Annotated in this window: 17 protein-coding genes and 1 tRNA gene; 12 read left to right on the top strand and 6 right to left on the bottom strand. The window is 65.3% G+C overall.

Going from position 1 to position 17,940, the window contains the following annotated elements:
- Positions 1-29: 29 nt before the first annotated feature.
- Positions 30-377, bottom strand: a complete 348-nt coding sequence (locus tag R5H30_RS05380; protein WP_318327046.1) for a peptidoglycan-binding domain-containing protein — start codon at positions 375-377, stop codon at positions 30-32.
- 108 nt (positions 378-485) lie between these two features.
- Here R5H30_RS05380 and R5H30_RS05375 point away from each other — a divergent pair, with 108 nt between their 5' ends.
- From R5H30_RS05375 to arsJ, 3 genes are read left to right on the top strand one after another with little or no spacing between them, the layout of a single operon-like run.
- Positions 486-1,319, top strand: a complete 834-nt coding sequence (locus tag R5H30_RS05375) for an arsenate reductase/protein-tyrosine-phosphatase family protein (RefSeq protein ID WP_318327045.1) — start codon at positions 486-488, stop codon at positions 1,317-1,319.
- A gap of 6 nt (positions 1,320-1,325) precedes the next feature.
- Positions 1,326-2,324 carry an ArsJ-associated glyceraldehyde-3-phosphate dehydrogenase gene (locus R5H30_RS05370; RefSeq protein ID WP_318327044.1) on the top strand — a complete coding sequence of 333 codons (999 nt, stop codon included), beginning with the start codon at positions 1,326-1,328 and terminating at the stop codon, positions 2,322-2,324.
- The gene (arsJ, locus tag R5H30_RS05365; RefSeq protein WP_318327043.1) at positions 2,321-3,586 is read left to right on the top strand and encodes an organoarsenical effux MFS transporter ArsJ; all 1,266 of its coding nucleotides are present in this window, start codon (positions 2,321-2,323) and stop codon (positions 3,584-3,586) included. The genes R5H30_RS05370 and arsJ overlap by 4 nt, the downstream gene beginning before the upstream one ends.
- A 39-nt stretch (positions 3,587-3,625) precedes the next feature.
- Here the strand turns inward: arsJ and R5H30_RS05360 are convergent, their stop codons facing one another.
- The 3 genes from R5H30_RS05360 to R5H30_RS05350 all read right to left on the bottom strand — a co-directional run bounded on the left by R5H30_RS05360 (position 3,626) and on the right by R5H30_RS05350 (position 8,558).
- Entirely contained in the window at positions 3,626-5,425 is a 1,800-nt protein-coding gene (locus tag R5H30_RS05360; RefSeq protein WP_318327042.1) for an NAD(P)-binding domain-containing protein, read from the bottom strand.
- Positions 5,426-5,525: 100 nt separating this feature from the next.
- Positions 5,526-7,040 carry an FAD-dependent oxidoreductase gene (locus R5H30_RS05355; RefSeq protein ID WP_318327041.1) on the bottom strand — a complete coding sequence of 505 codons (1,515 nt, stop codon included), beginning with the start codon at positions 7,038-7,040 and terminating at the stop codon, positions 5,526-5,528.
- 90 nt (positions 7,041-7,130) lie between these two features.
- Entirely contained in the window at positions 7,131-8,558 is a 1,428-nt protein-coding gene (locus tag R5H30_RS05350; protein ID WP_318327040.1) for an ArnT family glycosyltransferase, read from the bottom strand.
- Between the two features lie 147 nt (positions 8,559-8,705).
- Between R5H30_RS05350 and R5H30_RS05345 the strand changes: the two genes are divergently transcribed.
- The 3 genes from R5H30_RS05345 to R5H30_RS05335 all read left to right on the top strand — a co-directional run bounded on the left by R5H30_RS05345 (position 8,706) and on the right by R5H30_RS05335 (position 10,173).
- Positions 8,706-9,443, top strand: coding sequence for a glycosyltransferase family 2 protein (locus tag R5H30_RS05345; protein WP_318327039.1), 738 nt, complete (start codon positions 8,706-8,708; stop codon positions 9,441-9,443).
- Positions 9,440-9,742, top strand: a complete 303-nt coding sequence (locus tag R5H30_RS05340) for a lipid-A-disaccharide synthase N-terminal domain-containing protein (protein ID WP_318327038.1) — start codon at positions 9,440-9,442, stop codon at positions 9,740-9,742. Before R5H30_RS05345 ends, R5H30_RS05340 begins: the two co-directional genes overlap by 4 nt.
- Before the next feature lie 355 nt (positions 9,743-10,097).
- A tRNA-Thr gene (locus R5H30_RS05335) sits at positions 10,098-10,173 on the top strand.
- 117 nt (positions 10,174-10,290) lie between these two features.
- On the opposite strand, the gene R5H30_RS05330 is transcribed toward R5H30_RS05335, so the two are convergent.
- Entirely contained in the window at positions 10,291-10,809 is a 519-nt protein-coding gene (locus R5H30_RS05330; protein WP_318327037.1) for a redoxin domain-containing protein, read from the bottom strand.
- 215 nt (positions 10,810-11,024) lie between these two features.
- Between R5H30_RS05330 and R5H30_RS05325 the strand changes: the two genes are divergently transcribed.
- The 6 genes from R5H30_RS05325 to ugpC all read left to right on the top strand — a co-directional run bounded on the left by R5H30_RS05325 (position 11,025) and on the right by ugpC (position 16,576).
- Positions 11,025-11,792, top strand: a complete 768-nt coding sequence (locus R5H30_RS05325) for a DUF1194 domain-containing protein (protein WP_318327035.1) — start codon at positions 11,025-11,027, stop codon at positions 11,790-11,792.
- A 39-nt stretch (positions 11,793-11,831) separates the two neighbouring features.
- Positions 11,832-11,984: a hypothetical protein gene (locus R5H30_RS05320; protein ID WP_318327033.1), complete on the top strand. Its 153-nt coding sequence runs from the start codon at positions 11,832-11,834 to the stop codon at positions 11,982-11,984.
- A 469-nt stretch (positions 11,985-12,453) separates the two neighbouring features.
- The gene (gene ugpB, locus R5H30_RS05315; RefSeq protein WP_318327032.1) at positions 12,454-13,764 is read left to right on the top strand and encodes a sn-glycerol-3-phosphate ABC transporter substrate-binding protein UgpB; all 1,311 of its coding nucleotides are present in this window, start codon (positions 12,454-12,456) and stop codon (positions 13,762-13,764) included.
- Between the two features lie 75 nt (positions 13,765-13,839).
- Positions 13,840-14,721 (top strand): sn-glycerol-3-phosphate ABC transporter permease UgpA, encoded by an 882-nt coding sequence (gene ugpA, locus R5H30_RS05310; protein ID WP_318327031.1) that lies wholly within the window; start codon positions 13,840-13,842, stop codon positions 14,719-14,721.
- Between the two features lie 17 nt (positions 14,722-14,738).
- Positions 14,739-15,575 (top strand): sn-glycerol-3-phosphate ABC transporter permease UgpE, encoded by an 837-nt coding sequence (ugpE, locus tag R5H30_RS05305; protein WP_318327718.1) that lies wholly within the window; start codon positions 14,739-14,741, stop codon positions 15,573-15,575.
- Positions 15,575-16,576: a sn-glycerol-3-phosphate ABC transporter ATP-binding protein UgpC gene (gene ugpC / locus R5H30_RS05300; protein WP_318327029.1), complete on the top strand. Its 1,002-nt coding sequence runs from the start codon at positions 15,575-15,577 to the stop codon at positions 16,574-16,576. The genes ugpE and ugpC overlap by 1 nt, the downstream gene beginning before the upstream one ends.
- Positions 16,577-16,582: 6 nt before the next feature.
- Here the strand turns inward: ugpC and R5H30_RS05295 are convergent, their stop codons facing one another.
- Positions 16,583-17,917 (bottom strand): c-type cytochrome, encoded by a 1,335-nt coding sequence (locus R5H30_RS05295; RefSeq protein ID WP_318327028.1) that lies wholly within the window; start codon positions 17,915-17,917, stop codon positions 16,583-16,585.
- Positions 17,918-17,940 lie beyond the last annotated feature (23 nt).

The following is a 17,940-nucleotide window of genomic DNA, read 5'->3' as shown; positions in this document are numbered from 1 at the left end:
ACCCTGCACTGCCCCGTCGCATCCGCCATCTAGCTGCCGGCGTCGCCGTCACTGTCCGGCGCGTTCTGCGACGCCTCCGGGACATCCGGGGCCTGGGCCAGCCCGAGCGCAATCAGCAGCGGGTCATCGAGTTCGTCGCGCTGCTCGAGTCCTTCGGCGGCGCGGAACGCATAGATCGCATCGGCCGTGCGCGGCCCCATCACCCCATCGTCCGGTCCGGGATCGTATCCGCGTTCGGACAGGGCACGCTGGACCGCCCGGACAAGGTTCGGCGAATAGGCGCTGCCGTCCTTGCGCGAGATGCTGGCACCGGCATGTGCTGCCGCAGGCGACAGAACCAGGAGCGCGATCACGGCGCGTCGGGTGAGGTGTGTCATGTTCAACTCCTCCTTGGCTGGCCGGCCCAGTGTACAACCCCGCTCGAATTTGCGCTACGCAGTTGCCGCACCTTGCGCGTTGGCTAATGTTTCCGTATTTCATGATTCATGGAATTAGTAATCGCTGACAGACTCGCCACCCTCGGCCACGCGCCGCGCCTCGCGGTCTACCGGCTGCTCATGCGGCGCTGGCCAGACGAGGTTCCGGCCGGTCACATCGCGGATGCCCTCGACCTCAGGCCGAACACGGCATCGGTCTATCTGTCCGCGCTGCTGCGGGCGGGTCTCGTCGTTCAGCGCCGCGACGGCACGCGGCTGCTTTACAAGGTGAACATGGAAACGGCGCGGGCGCTGATGTCGGCCCTGTTTCTCGACGGTCTGCGCGGGCGCGCGGATCTGCTTCCCGAACTCGGAGACCGGAGATCTCTCATGACCGAAAGACCCTACAAGGTACTCTTTGTCTGCACCGGCAATTCGGCGCGTTCCATCTTCGCCGAGACGCTGCTGCGCGATCTGGCCGGCGACAGGTTCGAGGCGTTCTCGGCCGGGACCGCGGCGCGCTCCGACCTCAACCCCATCGCGGTCGAGATGCTCGAGCAGAAGGGCCACGCGACGGGCGGCCTGCGGGCCAAGTCGACCTCAGTATATCAGGGCGACGACGCGCCGAGGTTCGATTTCGTCTTCACGGTCTGCGATCTTGCGGCGAACGAGGATTGCCCGCCCTGGCCGGACCAGCCGATCTCGGGCCACTGGAGCACTCCGGACCCGGCCCGGGCCGAAGGCACGCCCGCGGAACGCCGTCTCGCCTTCCAGACCGCCTACGGCATGCTGCGCAACCGGATCGAAGCCTTCGTCGCGCTGCCGATCTCGACGCTGGACCGCGCCTCGCTGCAACATCGCATCGACGAGATCGGAATGATGACCCTTGAGAAAGAGACCTGACCCAAGATGACAACTTACGCGATCAACGGCTTGGGCCGTATCGGAAAACTCGCGCTTCGTCCTCTGCTCGAGCGCGGCGCGGACGTGGCCTTCGTCAACGATGCGGTGGGCGATCCGGCGTTGCATGCGCATCTGCTGGAGTTCGACTCCGTGCATGGGCGGTGGCCGGCAAAATTCGCGCCTGACGAAAGCGCGATCTCGATCGACGAGGTGCGCATCCCTTGCCATTCCGAGCGCCGGATCGAGGATCTGCCGCTCGACGGCGTCGACGTGGTCATCGATTGTACTGGGGTCTTCAAGACGGCGGCAAAGCTCGCGCCCTACTTCGAGGCCGGCGTCAAGAAAGTGGTCGTGTCCGCACCGGTCAAGGACGGGGAAACCGCGAACATCGTCTACGGCGTCAATCATGACACCTACGATGGCGCGCGCCACCGCATCGTCACGGCGGCCAGCTGCACCACGAACTGCCTTGCCCCCGTGATCAAAATTCTGCACGAAGAGATCGGCATAAGCCACGGCTCGATAACGACGATCCACGATGTCACCAACACCCAAACCATCGTCGACCGCCCCGCCAAGGACCTGCGGCGCGCACGCTCGGCGCTGACCAACCTGATCCCGACGACCACGGGATCGGCCACCGCAATCACGCTGATCTACCCGGAACTGACCGGCAAGCTGAACGGTCATGCGGTACGCGTGCCCCTGCTCAACGCATCCCTGACCGACTGCGTCTTCGAGATGCGCCGCGCCGTCAGCGCCGAAGAGGTCAACGCCCTCTTCAAAGCCGCCGCCGACGGCCCGCTGAACGGCATCCTGGGGTACGAGGAGCGCCCGCTGGTGTCGTCGGATTTCACCAATGACGCGCGCAGCGCGATCATCGACGGGCCAAGCACGATGGTGATCAACGGCACCCAGCTCAAGGTCTATGCCTGGTACGACAACGAATGGGGCTACGCACAACGGCTGGTCGACGTTGCGCAGATGGTCGGAGCTTCGTTGTGAGCAGACCGGAGGGGTTTGCGGCCTACGTGACCGTCACGGCCGCCTACTGGGCCTTCATGCTGACCGACGGTGCGCTGCGCATGCTGGTGCTGCTGCACTTCCACACGCTGGGCTTCTCGCCGGTGCAGCTGGCCTACCTCTTCGTGCTCTACGAGATCGCCGGCGTCGTGACGAACCTCTCCGCCGGCTGGATCGCGGCGCGCTTCGGTCTGACCCGGACGCTCTATGCCGGGCTCGGATTGCAGATCGTCGCGCTCCTGGCGCTGGCGCGCCTCGACCCGGGTTGGACCGTGGCGGCCTCGGTTGTCTTCGTGATGCTCGTGCAGGGCATGTCCGGCGTGGCCAAGGATCTTGCAAAGATGAGCTCGAAAAGCGCCGTCAAGCTGCTGGCTCCGGACGGTGACGGCGGGTTGTTTCGCTGGGTCGCGCTGCTGACCGGCTCGAAGAACGCGGTGAAAGGCCTGGGCTTCCTGCTTGGGGCCGGTCTGCTAGCGGTCGCGGGCTTCGTGCCCTCTGTACTCGGGATGGCGGCCGTGCTGGCGGTGATCCTGGCCGCGGCCGTGCTGCGCATGCCGACCGGGCTGCCCCTCGGCCGCAAAGACGCCAAGTTCCGCGAGGTGTTTTCCAAGAACGCCAACATCAACCGGCTGAGTCTTGCGAGGTTCTTCCTTTTCGGCGCACGGGACGTATGGTTCGTGGTCGGCATCCCGGTCTATTTCTATGCCGTCCTGTCCGATGGCAGCGAAGCCGGCAACCGCGCGGCGTTCTTCACCATCGGCAGCTTCATGGCGGTCTGGACGATCCTCTATGGCTGGGTGCAGGCAAATGCGCCGCGCATCCTGCGCGCCGCGGACCGACCCGCGGCGGAGCTTGTCGGTCTGGCCCGGCACTGGGTCGCGGCGCTGATCGTGATCCCCGCCTTTCTTGCGGCGCTGGTCTGGACGGCAGGCAGCCCGGCCACCTGGCTGACGGTCACGCTGATCGCGGGCCTCCTGGTCTTCGGCGCGGTCTTCGCCGTCAACTCCGCGCTGCACTCCTACCTGATCCTCGCCTTCACCGACGCGCACCGCGTGACGATGGACGTCGGCTTCTACTACATGAGCAACGCGGCGGGACGACTGGTCGGAACGGTGCTGTCGGGGGCCAGCTACCAGTTGGGCGGCCTGCCGCTCTGCCTTGGAACGGCGGCGGTGCTACTGCTTCTGAGTTGGCTGGCCGTTCGGCGGTTGGAGACCGGCGTACAGCGGCCCGCGACGGTCTAATGGCGCGCCCGGCGGGGAGGTGCCGGGCGCGCGACGCCGTCAGCTCAGGTGATGGGTCTCGGGCACGCCGTAGACCGGCGTGTCGATGCCTTCCATTCGTGCCTTGAGCTGCAGCGCGAGGAATTGCGAATAGTGGCGCGACTGGTGCAGGTTGCCGCCGTGAAACCACAGCGCGTCCTGCTGCGTCGGCTTCCACATATTGCGCTGTTCGCCGACCCAAGGGCCGGGATCCTTGGTGGTGTCCGACCCAAGGCCCCAGACCTTGCCGACCTTGTCTGCGACATCCTGGCCGATCAGGTCCGCGACCCAGCCGTTCATCGAATTGTAGCCGGTCGCATAGACGATCAGGTCGGCGTCGAGATGGGTGCCATCGTCGAGAATGACGCCGGTCTCGTCGACCTCGGTTACCTGTCCGCGCTTGAGCTTGATCTCGCCGTCGATGATGAGCTGGCTCGCGCCGATGTCGATGTAGTAGCCCGACCCGCGGCGCAGGTACTTCATGAACAGCCCCGAGTCGTCATCGCCCCAGTCGAGCCAGAACCCCGCCTTCTCGAGCCCCGCATAGAAGTCGGCATCACGCTTCTTCATCTCGGCATAGGCCGGAATCTGGAACTCGTGCAGGATCGCGTAAGGAAGCGAGGCGAAAATCAGGTCGGCCTTTTCGGTCGTGACGCCGCTGGCCACGGCTTCCTCGGAGTAGAGCGCGCCAAGACCGATCTCCATCAACGTGTCCGACCGGACGATGTGGGTGGACGAACGCTGAACCATCGTGACGTCGGCGTCGTGTTCCCAGAGTGCCGCGGCGATATCGTGAGCGGAATTGTTCGATCCCACGATCACGCATTTCTTGCCGCGGTAGGCGTCCGGGCCGGGGTGGGCCGAGGAATGATGCTGGTCGCCCTTGAACCGCTCCATGCCCGGGAATTCGGGCATCCGGGGCTTGCCGGACATGCCCGTCGCCATCACCAGGTGTTTCGGCTTAAGGATCACCTCCTCGCCGTCCCGGTCGACGGCGACCGTCCAGGAACCGCTCTCTGCGTCGTAGCTTGCGGATTTGGCCGTGGAGCGGGTCCAGTAGTTGAGCTCCATGACCTTGGTGTACATCTCCAGCCAGTCGCCGATCTTGTCCTTGGGCGAGAAGACCGGCCAGGTGTCCGGGAACTTGAGATAGGGCAGATGGTCGTACCAGACCGGGTCGTGCAGACAGAGGGACTTGTAGCGCTTGCGCCAGCTGTCGCCGGGGCGGTCGTTGCGCTCGAGGATGATCGTCGGGATGCCGAGCTGGCGCAGCCGTGCCCCGAGGCCGATGCCGCCCTGCCCGCCGCCGACGATGACGACATAGGGCTGCGTCCCGTAGCCGAGGTCCGCCTCTTCCCTCTCGCGCTCTTCGAGCCACGTCGTGCGGTTCTTGCCTGCGCCGTGCTTGGCGCCGAGTGGCCGGGCAAGGCCTTTCGGTTCCTCGTGGCCCTTGAGTTCGGCCATCGTGGTCAGCAGCGTCCAGATCTTGCCGTTCCTGAGCCGGACCAGCCCGTAGCCGCGCGCGACGGCGGTCTCGAAGCTGATCCAGGCGGTGACGACACCGCCCTCCTCCGTCGGCGGCTCGCCTTCCGCCAGCTGCCAGCCCGAGGGTTCCGTCGCTTCGAGCTGATGCGTCAGCATGTCCGCGATCTCTTCGCGGCCCTCCATCGTCTTGAGGTTCCAGGTGAAGGTCACGAGGTCACGCCAATATCCGTCCTCCTCGAACATCTCCGTAGCCCGCGCGATATCCTTCGCCGCCAGCGCCTCTCCGAACGCATCGAGAAACTGCGTCACCTGCGCGTCGATCGTCGTGTCCAGCATTGGTCTCCTCCCATGTTGAACCCAAGCTTCGAGGATCGCAGCGAATGGCGCGATCACAAAGTCCTTTCCCCCGGAAACGGACTAGTCCAAAGGTCGTATGTCAGGGTGCGACGAGATCTGCGGTCCGCACCTCGCCGCCCGAAACGATTGGCCCGCAGGGAATGCCGAACCGCGCATGCACCCGATCGAGCGCCGCACGGCCATGCGCCAGATACCGCCCCCGGTTCATCTTGACGTCGATCAAACCGGCAGTCCGGCGATGCAGCGGGAACCAGCGGTCGAGATCTGCGCCGAAGCCGTTGAGGACCCGAAGCGGCATCTCACCGATCAGCATCACGATGTTCATCCAGGAGTGGGTCATCGAGGCCATCTGGAAGATCTTGGCACCCTTCGGATAAAGCGCTTCGAAATCCATTTCGTAAAGCGGCACCTCGCGCAGGCGATCCATGAACATCAGGTGCGTGAGGAAGTAGGACGACAAGATGCTCTGAAAGTTGATGCAGGAGCGTGGCGTCACGGTCATCACCGCGCCGCCGGAAGAGACGTAGGGCTCGTAGGACCTTCCGGAATGCAGCACGTGACCGGTGCAGTTGACGAAGATCGTGCCCGGTTCCACGTCCCGGGCGTTTCCGCTGCGCAGGCGCAGTTCCGGACCCGACGCGGTGTCGACGACGTCCTGCAGGTAACATGGCAGGATTTCGACGGCGCCGGCGGCGATCTCGTCGCTTTCGGACTTCGACATCAGCGCGTAGAGAAACCGCTCGCCCCGCCCGTCCGGGCTGACCGCGTAAGTGTCGCGGAAGTGCTCGAAGACCTCGGCCTCGTTGTCGCCGTCGAACCGCATGGCGATGTCGCCGAAGAGCGACAGGACGAGTTGCCCCCGCCACCAGCGCCCGGCCCCGGGCGGAAACATCTTCTCGCGATCGGCAAAGATCGTGCCCTGCCCGGTCAGCAGGGTGACGCGCCGGTCCGGGTCGCGACGGATCACCGACAGCGCGGTGTCCATCCCGGTCTTGCCGCCGCCGACGATGCAGATCGGCGCAGTGCCATCCTTTGCGGCAACCCCTGCAAGTTTTTCAGGCGTCGTGCTGACCACGGCTTTCGAGGAAAGCGTCAGCGGTTCGAGCGCCGCAACATCGTAGCCCGGCGCACGGATCAAGCGCTTGGCATGAATGCGGACCTCGGCCGCGCCCGTCCCGGCGGCCCGACAGGTGACCTCCACCCGCGACCCGGCATCGGTCTGCGCCTCCTGCCAGCCGGTCATCTCGTGTCCGAAGAGTTCGATCAGCCCGACGCGCGTGCGGAAGGTGTCGTAGCAGCGCCCGAGATGCGCCAGCACCTCCGGTTTTCTCGCAAGGTAACCGCGCGGTTTCGACCAGTCCCAGGCAATGTTGCCGGCGGTAAAGCTTCCGTGCGGCTGGTGCAGGCGCACGTGGTCGTAGACCGAGTTCCACATTCCTCCGCACCGTTCGCGGCGCTCGATCAGCACGATGCGGGCATTGCGCGGCAGATATTCGGTGGCGACGCTGAGCGCGCTCAGGCCGGCGGCGCCGGCGCCGACGATGACAAGGTCGGCTGGGTTGTCTTCACTGAAATCCGAATAGTGGTTCGTCATGCGCCGGACCGGCTTGAAATTGGCACGCACGTTACGTGCGCTGCACCAGAACTACCACCGGCACCGCAAAATGCAACCTTCACGCGAAGATCAGCGGGTTGCCACGCGGGCGATGGACAAGGTCATGATCTCGTCCGCGTCGAACCGGAACGGGGCGCGCAGGACCTTGTGATCGACAAGGCTCCAGCCAGGACGGTCGGGAAAATACTCGGCCAGCCGCCGCGCGCCCTCGGCCGGATCGTCCTCTTTCCAGACCAGCACGTAGTCGCCGTCTGGATCGGGACGCACCTCGGCGTAGGCCTCGTTGATCAGCGTCAGGTGCGGCGCCACGTAGAGGATGTTCCCGGCCAGCCATTGATGCGCGATGATCGCGGTCTCCGGCGTCTGCAGATAGGCCTCCATCTGCGGCACGAGCGTCGGGAAGGGGGCCGCGACATCGGCATCGTTCCGGAAGTAATGCACCGGCAAACCCAAGACCACCACCGCCGCGATGACCCCGTAGACCCGCAAGAGTGCCCGCCGTCCCTGCCCGGTCAGGCGCGGCAGCAGCCAGAGCACAAGCGCTGGCGCCGAGAAGATCAGCAACGGCTGGAGCCATCGGTCGCGGAAGTTCGTCCCCCCCGCCAGCACGATCGCGACGGCGAGCAACACCATCCCGAAGAGCACCGTGCGGCGCAAAAGACGTTCGAGGTCATTGGGAGGCGCCGTCTGGCCGTTGCGGCGGAACCCCCAGAGTGCGCCGACCACGACGGTGGGCAGCAGCAGGAAGTTGAGCGTCCCCGCGCCGATCGCAAGCAGGCCCTTGGCCGCGCGCGTTAGCAAGCTCAGGTGCTCTTCGACGCGCAGCTTGGTCGCCGTAGCGAAGGCCAGTTGCGGATTCTGGTAGATCCACCAATAAGGCCATGCCAGCAGAAGAGCGGCGATCACGAGGGACAGGATCAGGCGCTTGTCGCGGAAGCTTTCCCGCATGTCTGGCAAGCTCAGGATGGCCAGCGCCGCTGCGGCGGGCATCAGGTAGAAGTTGTACTTGGCGAGCCCCCCGGCCGCGAGCACGAGCCCGAGGCAGACGAACCCCGCCGTCGAGGGCCGCCGCGCGATCCACCATAGAGCCGCCAGGCAGAGCATGGCGCAGAGGCTGACGAGCACCGAATGGGTCAGCGAGCGCTGGCTTTCCCAGGCGATCTGCGGCAAGAGCAGCAGCGAAAGCGCCACCGGGCCCGCGGTCATCGGAATAAAGCGCGTGCGCAGGATGCCGTAGAGCGTCAATACCATGCCGCAAAGCAAGGCGTTCTTGAACAGCGACAGGCTGAACAGCGACGGTCCCGCGACAAGAAAAACCGTGTGCTGCAGCCATCCGTAGAGCGGAAGCTGCGGACCGTATCCCCAGCGGAACTCCTGTGCCTGAAGGAACATCTCGGCCTCGTCGAGGCCGAGCCCGCCGCCCAGCAGCGCGCGGTAGACGGTGTGGAAGGTGAAATAGGCAAGGATCAGACCGGGCCAGAAACGCCGTCCGGTCATCCGGCGTGCCGACCCGTGGCCGGGATTGCGGCCCCGGCGATCCCTCTGTATTGCGTTTGCGCCGGCTGTCCGGAGGTCCGATGCCTTTCCGCCGCTGATCCGTCTGACGCAGCCATTCCGACGTCCGTTCTCGATAAGAGCCAGTTCATGACCGAGATCTCCATCGTTGTGCCGATAAAGAACGAGGCCGGCAACATCGGGCCGCTCATCGACGGCATTGTCAAGACCTGCGCCCCCGGCCCGGATTTCGAGGTCGTCGTCGTCGACGACGGCTCGACGGACGCCTCCACCGAGGTCGTCGCAACGCGCATGAAGGGCGATCCGCGGATCCGGCTGGTGCGCCATGATCGCAGCGGCGGGCAAAGCGCCGCGGTCCACACCGGGGTCGCCCATTCCCGTGGGCGCATCGTCTGCACGCTCGATGGCGACGGGCAGAACCCGCCCGAGGAACTGCCTAACCTCTGCGCGCCACTTCTGGCCGAAAGTGCGCCCGCCACGCTGGGTCTTGTGGCGGGGCAACGTGTCGGGCGCCAGGACACGGTGTCGAAAAAGCTCGCCTCACAATTCGCCAACGGTCTCAGGGCGCGGCTTCTGAACGATGGCACCCGCGACACCGGATGCGGGCTCAAGGCCTTCCGGCGTGACGCTTTCCTCGACCTGCCCTACTTCGATCACATGCACCGCTATCTTCCGGCGCTCTTCAAGCGTGCCGGCTACGACGTTGCGCATGTCGACGTGAGCCACCGGCCCCGGGTCGAGGGTCAGTCGAAATACTCCAACTGGCAGCGCGGCCTGGTCGGGGCGGTCGACCTGCTCGGGGTGCTGTGGCTGCTGAGACGGGCCAAGAAGCCACGGATCAAAGAAGAAGAAAGGCACGAAGAATGAACGCGATCCTCGAATTCCTGCAGGTCGACAGCTGGGTCGAATTCTGGTGGGTTATGTTCGGCCTCTTCGGTCAACTGATGTTCACGGCGCGCTTTCTCGTCCAGTGGATCGCCTCCGAGCGCGAACGCCGCTCGATCATCCCGCTGGCCTTCTGGTACTTTTCGGTCGGGGGTGGACTGATCCTCTTCACCTACGCGCTCTATCGCAAGGACCCGGTCTTCATCCTGGGCCAATCGATGGGGCTGTTCATCTACATCCGGAACCTCTGGCTCATCCACGCCGAAAAGAAGCGCGCCTGAGATCCGACCGAGGGCGCGGACACATGTCAGTCACGCACCTGATTGGCACGGCGCAAGACTTGCGAACGCCATGCGTTGCGCTGCGCGCAGTCCCTCGCAATCTCCCGGCTCGTCGCTCCCGATCCAAGTAGCCGACCTCCAGCAGGGACAGTTGGAACCGCGCGCCCCTTCTCGCACAGCTTTGATACCGCGCGCTCGCAGCAGATCGGAGCCTTCAGAAGCGGCGCGGCACCAAGTGCAAATCACCCGACTAATCGTCTTGCACGCCTAGGCGTTGCCGGATAAAAGCCGCGCAGCGTGAACGCGGCCATTCAACGGACCGCCTCGCGTCGCCCGCACCTGTCCGGGTCCCGGGGCCGCTGTAGCTCAGCTGGTAGAGCACGTCATTCGTAATGATGGGGTCGGGGGTTCGAGTCCCTTCAGCGGCACCACCCAAATTCTTCTGCACCCATAAACGCCATTCAGAGCGGCCATGACCATGGCATGCCATCGACCAACTCCGGCCGGAGCGGTATCGGCTCCGACCGGCGATGTTAGCGCCCATAGTGTCAGGCGGTGCCGCGAACGGGACGGTCCTTGTCGATGTTGAACTTCATACCGTCCAGCAGCTCGTCGAGATCGGGCCGTGCGGCCGGGCCGTTGGAGATGTCGACCAGCATGAGCGTTCCATCGGGACGGATCGCGAAGGCTCCGGGTTCCGCGAACCGGTGTGTCGTCTCGGCCTCCGAAAGCGGCTCGGAGACGTAAAGCCCGAGGTCGCGCATCTGCGGCTCGGTCAGCCCGTAGCAGAGATCGAAGCTCCAGCCGAACTCGTCGCGGTCGGCCTGCGCCTTCTCGCGGTCGTCGGCAGAGACCACCACGACGTCCATCACATCGGTCCATTGCGGCAGCATCGCGTCGAGCTTGCCCAGGAAGCGCTTGCAGCGCGGGCAATGCCGCCCGCGGTAGACGAACAGCATCGTCCAGCGCTCCTTGCGGGTGCCGACGGTCACCGGGTTGTTCCCGTTCACGGTTTCGAAGGTGAATTCGCCAATCGGCGCGCCGACGTCCGGTCTTTTCGCGGTCATGTGCTCTCCTCGCATCCGGGCGAGCCTGCGGCAGGCCATCCCGCCCATGTCGCCCTGCGCAGGTATGCCTTCCGGGCGAGGGGTCAAACAAGCGCTTTCGCCAAGCGACCGGCCAGGTCCGGGGCGCCCCATGCTTGGTTCCGTACATGGGGGCAAGGCGATGTCGCCGCAGCCGCGCCCTTGTCACGCTCGCCCGTCATCCTAAGCTTGATCTCATGCCGCGTGTCGCGACCTACCTGCTGATCCTGTGCAGCTTTGCCGCCTCCCCCGCGGCAGCGCAGACGCAGCGCGAAACCGGCCTGGAGCTGGTCCTGCTGGCGGATGCCTCCGGCTCGATCGACGAGGAGGAACTTGCCTTCCAGCGGCAGGGATACGCGCAGGCGATGACCGACCCGCAGGTACTCGACGCCATTCGCACCTCCACCTACGGGTCGATTGCAGTGACCTACGTCGAATGGGCGACAAACACTGCAGTCGTGGTCGACTGGATGATCGTCGACGGCCCCGAAAGTGCCGAGGCTTTTGCGCGGGCTCTGATCGGTCCGCCGCGCCAGGCCTACGGGAGCAATGCGATCGGCGCGGCCCTTCTCGACGGCAAGCGCCTGATCGAGCGCAACGACATTTTCGCGCCGCGCGCCGTCATCGACTTTTCCGGCGACAGCATCCGCAATTCGTCGGGTCCCGGCATCGCCGAGGCGCGCGCCGAGGTGCTTGCGGCCGGGATCACGATCAACGCGCTGCCGATCCTGCGCCCCGAGGACGGACGGCGCGCGGGCGCGAACCTCGAGGAAGAGTATCGTGAGCGGATCATTGGCGGACCCGGGGCCTTCATGGTCACCGCCGAGAACCGGGCAAGTTTCGCCGACACCGTGCGCCGGAAGCTGATCCTCGAGATCGCGGGCACGTCGGATGCGCTTGATCCCGTCCAGTCTCGGCAAGAGGCTGCCGTCATGCCGGTTCCGGCTGCGCAAGCCTCGCGGTAGGCCTTGGAACACTTCGAACATGCCAACGGAGAGACCGACGTGACACGATTTGCAGCCATCGCGCTTATGCTGACGGCCCTCGCGGCCTGCACCCCGCCGGACAGCGGCTACCAGTCGTCCGATGACCGTCTGCAATCCGTCGGCGAGGACGCGGTCGCCGATATCGACGCGACGGGTTTCGACGCCCTCTGACGACGCACCGAGCCTGCACCAAGCGAGTTCGCGTTTGCCGGGCCGCCGATCAAGTAGCCCGGCCTACCCGCTGATCGGCGGCTGCGCCGCGCCTGCCCCTGTGTGCGGACTTTGCCTGCAATCATCGTTTGCAAATGCGCCGCTATGCCATGATGCTGAGGCAGGGTGGAACGGGACAGATCGTGACCAAGGTCGGACCGGCAGACTGTGATATTCTTCGCGCCCGGCACTCTGCCGATGCCGGCGGTGTACCAGTTCGCGCCAGCGCGACACCGGTGCGCCATAGGGCCGCCGATTTCCCGACACCCCGCTTCCCCGGCTTCGGGGAAGCCGATGGATCCTTCCGTGCGGTAAGAGGAGGAGACGTGACACGCAGCTGTCACGTTGACCGCGCAGAAGGCTGCGGAAAGGTCCGCCCGCAGGGCCAAGGCCTTTTGATGTATCAATAACCTGTCATGGGAGAGACAACATGAAGCATTCGACATCGTTCCTGGCCGCCGCCGCTATTCTGGGCCTCGCACAGTCTGCCGCGGCGCAGACGCAGATCGAATTCTGGCACGCATTTACCGGGCGTCTCGGTGAACTCGTCGACGAGCAGGTCGCGACCTTCAACGGCAGCCAGTCGGACTACGCGGTGAACGCAGCGCACAAGGGCAACTATTCCGAGACCCTGAACGCCGGCATCGCCGCCTTCCGCGCCGGCGAGCAGCCGCACATCCTGATGGTCTTCGAGGTTGGCACGGCAACCATGATGGGCGCTAAGGGCGCGATCAAGCCGGTTTACGAGGTGATGTCCGACGCCGGTGCCGAGTTCGACCCCGACGCCTTTATCGGCTCGGTCAAGGGCTACTACACCACCACCGATGGCGAGATGCTGTCGATGCCGTTCAACTCGTCGACCCCGGTGCTCTGGGTCAACCGCGACAAGCTCGAAGAAGCCGGGATCGACCCCGACACCGACCTGTCGACCTGGGACAAGGTGGGCGAGGTGCTGACCCAGCTCAACGAAGCTGGCGTCGACTGCCCGATGACCACCGCCTGGCAAAGCTGGATCCATCTCGAGAACCTGTCGGCCTACCATGATGTGCCGTTCGCGTCTCAGGACAACGGGTTTGCCGGTCTCGACACCGAGCTCGAACTCAACGGCCCGCTGCAGGTCAAGCATGTGCAGGCGATGGGTGATTGGGCGCAGGACGGCAAGTTCGTCTATGCCGGACGCCGTAACGAGGGCGGCGCGAATTTCCGGGCCGGCGAATGCGCGCTCTTCACCGAAAGCTCGGCTGGCTACGCGGGCATCAAGGCAGAGGCCACGTTCGATTTCGACGTGCGGCCCCTGCCCTACTGGGAAGGCGAAGGCAGCGCGCCGCAGAACACCATCATCGGCGGCGCATCGCTCTGGGTCATGGAAGGGCATGAAGCCGAGGAGTACGCAGGCGTCGCGGCCTTCCTGAACTTCCTGTCTTCGCCAGAGATCCAGGCCAAGTGGCACCAGGACACCGGCTACCTGCCGATCACCTCGGCCGCCGGCGACCTGACGCGCGAACAGGGCTTCTATGACGAGAACCCCGGCACCGACATCGCCGTCGAGCAGATGACCGCCAAGGAACCCACGGCGAATTCCAAGGGCCTGCGGCTGGGATCTTTCGACCAGATCCGCACGATCATCGACGAGGAACTCGAGGCCGTCTGGTCCGGCGACAAGGACGCGCAGGCCGCCCTCGACAGTGCGGCGGAGCGCGGCAACCAGCTGCTCCGTCGTTTCGAGCAGGCGTCGAACTGATACGTCAGGTCTGAAACCTACCGTGCCCGCCCGGATTTGGCGGGCACGGCCTGCTTAGGCCGGGAGGTCCGAGGGTTGGAAAAGCGGGTCACGTTCAAGGGCATCTGGCTGCCGATCCTGCTGGTGCTGCCGCAGCTTCTCGTGACCGCCGTCTTCTTTTTCTACCCCGCCGGCCAGGCAATCTGGCAATCGCTGTTCATCCCCGACCCCTTCGGCCTCTCGATGCAATGGGTAGGCCTCGGCAACTTTGAATACCTCCTGAGCGACCCCTACTACCGCGCCTCGTTCTGGACCACGGCGGTCTTTTCGGTTCTCGTGACCGTGGTCTCGATGGCCGTGGCGCTTTATCTTGCGGTGCTCGCCGACCGGCTGATCAAGGGCTCCGGCACCTACCGGACCCTGCTGATCTGGCCCTATGCCGTGGCCCCGGCGGTTGCGGGCGTGCTTTGGCTTTTCATGTTCAACACCCGCGTCGGCGTGGTCACCTGGTATCTCGGCCTGCTGGGCTATGACTGGAACCACGTTCTGAACGAGGCCGAGGCGATGGGCCTTGTCGTCGTGGCCTCCTCCTGGGGACGGATCAGCTACAACTTCCTGTTCTTCCTCGCCGGACTGCAGGCCATTCCGCGCTCGGTAATCGAGGCTGCGGCGATCGACGGCGCGCGGTTCTGGACCCGCTTTCGCACCATCGTCTTTCCGCTGCTCTCGCCGACCACCTTCTTCCTGCTGGTCGTGAACATCATCTACGCCTTCTTCGAGACCTTCGGCGTCATCCACACGATCACCGCCGGCGGCCCGCAGCAGGCCACCACGATCCTCGTCTACAAGGTCTACTCGGACGGGTTCGTCGGGCAGGATCTCGGGTCCTCCGCCGCGCAGTCGGTGATCCTGCTGGTGATCGTCTCGTTGCTGACCGTGGTGCAGTTCAAGTTCATCGAACGCCGGGTGCACTATTGATGGCGGATCGAGAGGGCATGGTCGAGCGGCGCGGCGCGGGGCACTGGCTGACGCACCTGGGCCTGATCGTCGGTGTCGCCTTCATCTTCTTCCCGATCTGGCTGGCTTTCGTCGCCTCGACCGTCTCGCAACCCGAAATCGTGCGCCCGCCGATGCCGCTGCTGCCGGGCGACCAGCTGATCGCCAACTATTCCAAGGCGCTGGTCTCGGGCATCAACGCGCCGGTCGCGGTGATGCTCTTCAACTCGGCGGTCATGGCGCTTGGCATCGCGCTCGGCAAGATCGCCATCTCGCTGCTATCGGCCTTCGCCATCGTCTACTTCCGCTTTCCGGGCCGGCATGTCTTCTTCTGGCTGATCTTCCTGACGCTGATGCTGCCGGTCGAGGTGCGCATCGTGCCGACCTATGAGGTCGCGGCCAACTTCGGGATGCTCAACAGCTATTCCGGGCTGATCCTGCCGCTGGTCGCGTCGGCCACGGCGACCTTCCTCTTCCGGCAGTTCTTCATGACGGTGCCGGACGAGCTCGCCGAGGCCGCGCGCGTGGACGGGGCGCGCCCGATGCGGTTCTTTTTCGACATCCTGCTGCCGATGAGCCGCACCAATATCGCCGCACTCTTCGTGATCCTCTTCATCTACGGCTGGAACCAGTATCTCTGGCCGCTCCTGATCACCACCGACCCCGAAATGAACACCATCGTCATGGGCATCAAGCAGATGTTCCCCAGCGGCGACGACATCGCCGACTGGCCGGTGATCATGGCGACCTCGATCCTCGCGATGATCCCGCCGGTGATCGTGGTGATCGGGATGCAGCGGCTCTTCATCCGCGGACTTGTGGAAAGCGAGAAGTAATGGCGACCGTAGCCCTTAAGGACCTCAAAAAATCCTTCGGCAAGACCGAGGTGATCCACGGCGTCGACATGGAGATCGCCGATGGCGAATTCATTGTCATCGTCGGCCCCTCGGGCTGTGGCAAGTCCACGCTGCTGCGCATGGTTGCAGGGCTCGAGACGGTCACCGGCGGCGAGGTCGAGATCGGCGGCAGGCCGGTGAACCACGTCGAGCCGATGGATCGCGACATCGCAATGGTGTTTCAGAACTACGCGCTCTACCCACACATGAGCGTGTTCGACAACATGGCCTACGGGCTGAAGATCGCGAAGGTGCCGAAGCCCGAGATTGCCGCGCGCGTCGAGACCGCGGCGCGGCTGCTGCAACTCGAACCTTTCCTCAAACGCAAGCCGCGGGAGCTGTCGGGCGGCCAGCGTCAGCGGGTCGCGATGGGACGGGCCATCGTGCGCAAGCCGGCGGTGTTTCTTTTCGACGAGCCGCTGTCGAACCTCGACGCCAAGCTGCGGGTTCAGATGCGGCTCGAGATCAAGGCGCTACAGCGCGAACTGGGCGTGACCTCGCTTTACGTCACGCACGACCAGATCGAGGCGATGACGCTGGCGGACCGAATGATCGTGATGAACGCCGGTCGCGCCGACCAGATCGGCGCGCCGCTCGAGGTCTACGCCGATCCGCAGACCGCCTTCGTGGCCGGGTTCATCGGCTCGCCGCCGACGAACTTCCTCGATGCCGACATGCTCGACGCCGGCCCGGCGGGCGCGCAGCTCGGCATCCGCCCCGAACACCTGCGGCTGGCCGAACCGGGGCGGGTGCGTGCGCAGATCGCCAATGCCGAGGCGCTGGGGGCCGAGACGCTTCTGCACCTGCGCATGGCGGACGGCACGCAGGTCACGGTGCGCCAGGACGCCGGAACGCCGATCCCCGAAGAAGGCAGCCGCGCAGGTCTCGACTGGGACGACGCGCAAGCGATGCTGTTTGACGCCGAGGGTCGGCGCCTCTGACCGGCCTCAGGGGGCGGTCGCCGCGCGCAGGAAGGCGATGAGATCCTGCCGGTCGCGCGGCGCGGTGATGCGCTGCATCGGCATCTTCGAGCCGGGAATGAAGTGATCCGGACCGAGGTCGAACAGCCTGTCGATGGTCTCGTCGGTCCAGACGATGCCGGCGGTCTCAAGCGTGTCGGAATAGCTGTATCCGTCAAGGCTACCGGCGGCCCGTCCGAAAAGCCCGTGCAGGCTCGGTCCCGCCCGGCGGGCGCCGTCGGGTCCCAGCGTGTGACAGATCGAGCATTTGCGCTGGAACTGACGCTCGCCGTTCGACATCTCCTCGGGCGGTGTCAGAAAGCTGCGCTCCGCGTCCGGCATCGCCTGGGCGGCGTCGAGACCGGCCAAGGGCCAGCTGTACATCGCGTTGTCGAGCCCGCCGGCATGGATGTTCTGCCCGTCCGACGAGAACGCCAGGGCCCAGATCGGTCCGGTCAGGCTGGCGCGGAAATCCTCGGAGATACGCCAGCCTTCGGTGTCGACCATCATGATGAAGCCCTGCGCGTCCCCCACGGCGATGCGCCGCGCCTGCGGGCTGTGAGCCATGGCGAGGATCGGACGGCGGTCGAGCGTGAAGTCCTGCACAGCGGTACCCTCGGGCAACGAAAGGACGCGCGTGCCGCCATCGACGGCGCCGTAGGCGATCCAGCTTTCGTCCGGCGCCAGCACCAGCGCGTTGACGCCGAAGCCGTGGCGCACCAGCTGTCCTTCTGCCGCGCCAGTGGTGGAGTCCCAAACCCGGATCGTGCCGTCCGCGGAGGCGGTGTAGACACGGGTCCCGTCCGGCGAGAAGGCGACATCGTTCACCGCGCTTTCGTGCCCTTCGAGCGCCAATTCAGCGTCTTCCCCGTCCAGCGACCAGATCCGCGCGGTACCGTCCCAGCTTGCAGACGCGACCCGGGCGCCATCGGGTGAGACCACCAACCGGATGATCTTGCCGAGATGTTCGCCCAGAACCCGCCCGGTTCCGGCCTCGGTATCCCAGAGACGCAGGGTGAAATCGTCGCCCGCCGAGACGACACGGGTGCCGCCCGCAAAGACCACGGCGTTGACCGCCGCCGCGTGACCTTCCAGCCAAAACGGTTCTCCGTCGCGCCAGAGGCCGACGGAATTGTCGAAACTCGCCGTGAGGACCGTACCGTCCGGCGCGGTCGCGATGCCCTTGATCGGGCCGCCATGGCCCTTGAGGGTGAAGAACTCCTGCGCCTCGGCCGACGGGCAAAGCAGTGAAAAGGCCAACACCATTAGCATATGACGGCAGGGGGCCATCGCACCCGGCGCACGCAGGCTTGGCTTCGTCATCGTCTGTCCCTCCCGCAGCGTCA

The sequence above is a fragment of the Roseobacter sp. FCG-D35 genome (genome assembly GCF_033436665.1).
GTDB lineage: Bacteria > Pseudomonadota > Alphaproteobacteria > Rhodobacterales > Rhodobacteraceae > JAWQFO01.
The sequence above is the reverse complement of the archived record's forward strand: the minus strand, read 5'-3'. Positions and strand labels throughout refer to the sequence as shown.

What these genes read in the sequence shown, in the direction of transcription:
- R5H30_RS05340 (WP_318327038.1), top strand. Translation starts at nt 9,440, where the DNA reads ATGAACGCGATCCTCGAATTCCTGCAGGTCGACAGCTGGGTCGAATTC.
- R5H30_RS05375 (WP_318327045.1), top strand. Translation starts at nt 486, where the DNA reads ATGGAATTAGTAATCGCTGACAGACTCGCCACCCTCGGCCACGCGCCG.
- R5H30_RS05360 (WP_318327042.1), bottom strand. Translation starts at nt 5,425, where the DNA reads ATGCTGGACACGACGATCGACGCGCAGGTGACGCAGTTTCTCGATGCG.
- R5H30_RS05370 (WP_318327044.1), top strand. Translation starts at nt 1,326, where the DNA reads ATGACAACTTACGCGATCAACGGCTTGGGCCGTATCGGAAAACTCGCG.
- R5H30_RS05295 (WP_318327028.1), bottom strand. Translation starts at nt 17,917, where the DNA reads ATGACGAAGCCAAGCCTGCGTGCGCCGGGTGCGATGGCCCCCTGCCGT.
- ugpE (WP_318327718.1), top strand. Translation starts at nt 14,739, where the DNA reads ATGGTCGAGCGGCGCGGCGCGGGGCACTGGCTGACGCACCTGGGCCTG.
- ugpB (WP_318327032.1), top strand. Translation starts at nt 12,454, where the DNA reads ATGAAGCATTCGACATCGTTCCTGGCCGCCGCCGCTATTCTGGGCCTC.
- R5H30_RS05350 (WP_318327040.1), bottom strand. Translation starts at nt 8,558, where the DNA reads ATGACCGGACGGCGTTTCTGGCCCGGTCTGATCCTTGCCTATTTCACC.
- R5H30_RS05345 (WP_318327039.1), top strand. Translation starts at nt 8,706, where the DNA reads ATGACCGAGATCTCCATCGTTGTGCCGATAAAGAACGAGGCCGGCAAC.
- R5H30_RS05330 (WP_318327037.1), bottom strand. Translation starts at nt 10,809, where the DNA reads ATGACCGCGAAAAGACCGGACGTCGGCGCGCCGATTGGCGAATTCACC.
- R5H30_RS05380 (WP_318327046.1), bottom strand. Translation starts at nt 377, where the DNA reads ATGACACACCTCACCCGACGCGCCGTGATCGCGCTCCTGGTTCTGTCG.
- R5H30_RS05325 (WP_318327035.1), top strand. Translation starts at nt 11,025, where the DNA reads ATGCCGCGTGTCGCGACCTACCTGCTGATCCTGTGCAGCTTTGCCGCC.
- R5H30_RS05355 (WP_318327041.1), bottom strand. Translation starts at nt 7,040, where the DNA reads ATGACGAACCACTATTCGGATTTCAGTGAAGACAACCCAGCCGACCTT.
- ugpC (WP_318327029.1), top strand. Translation starts at nt 15,575, where the DNA reads ATGGCGACCGTAGCCCTTAAGGACCTCAAAAAATCCTTCGGCAAGACC.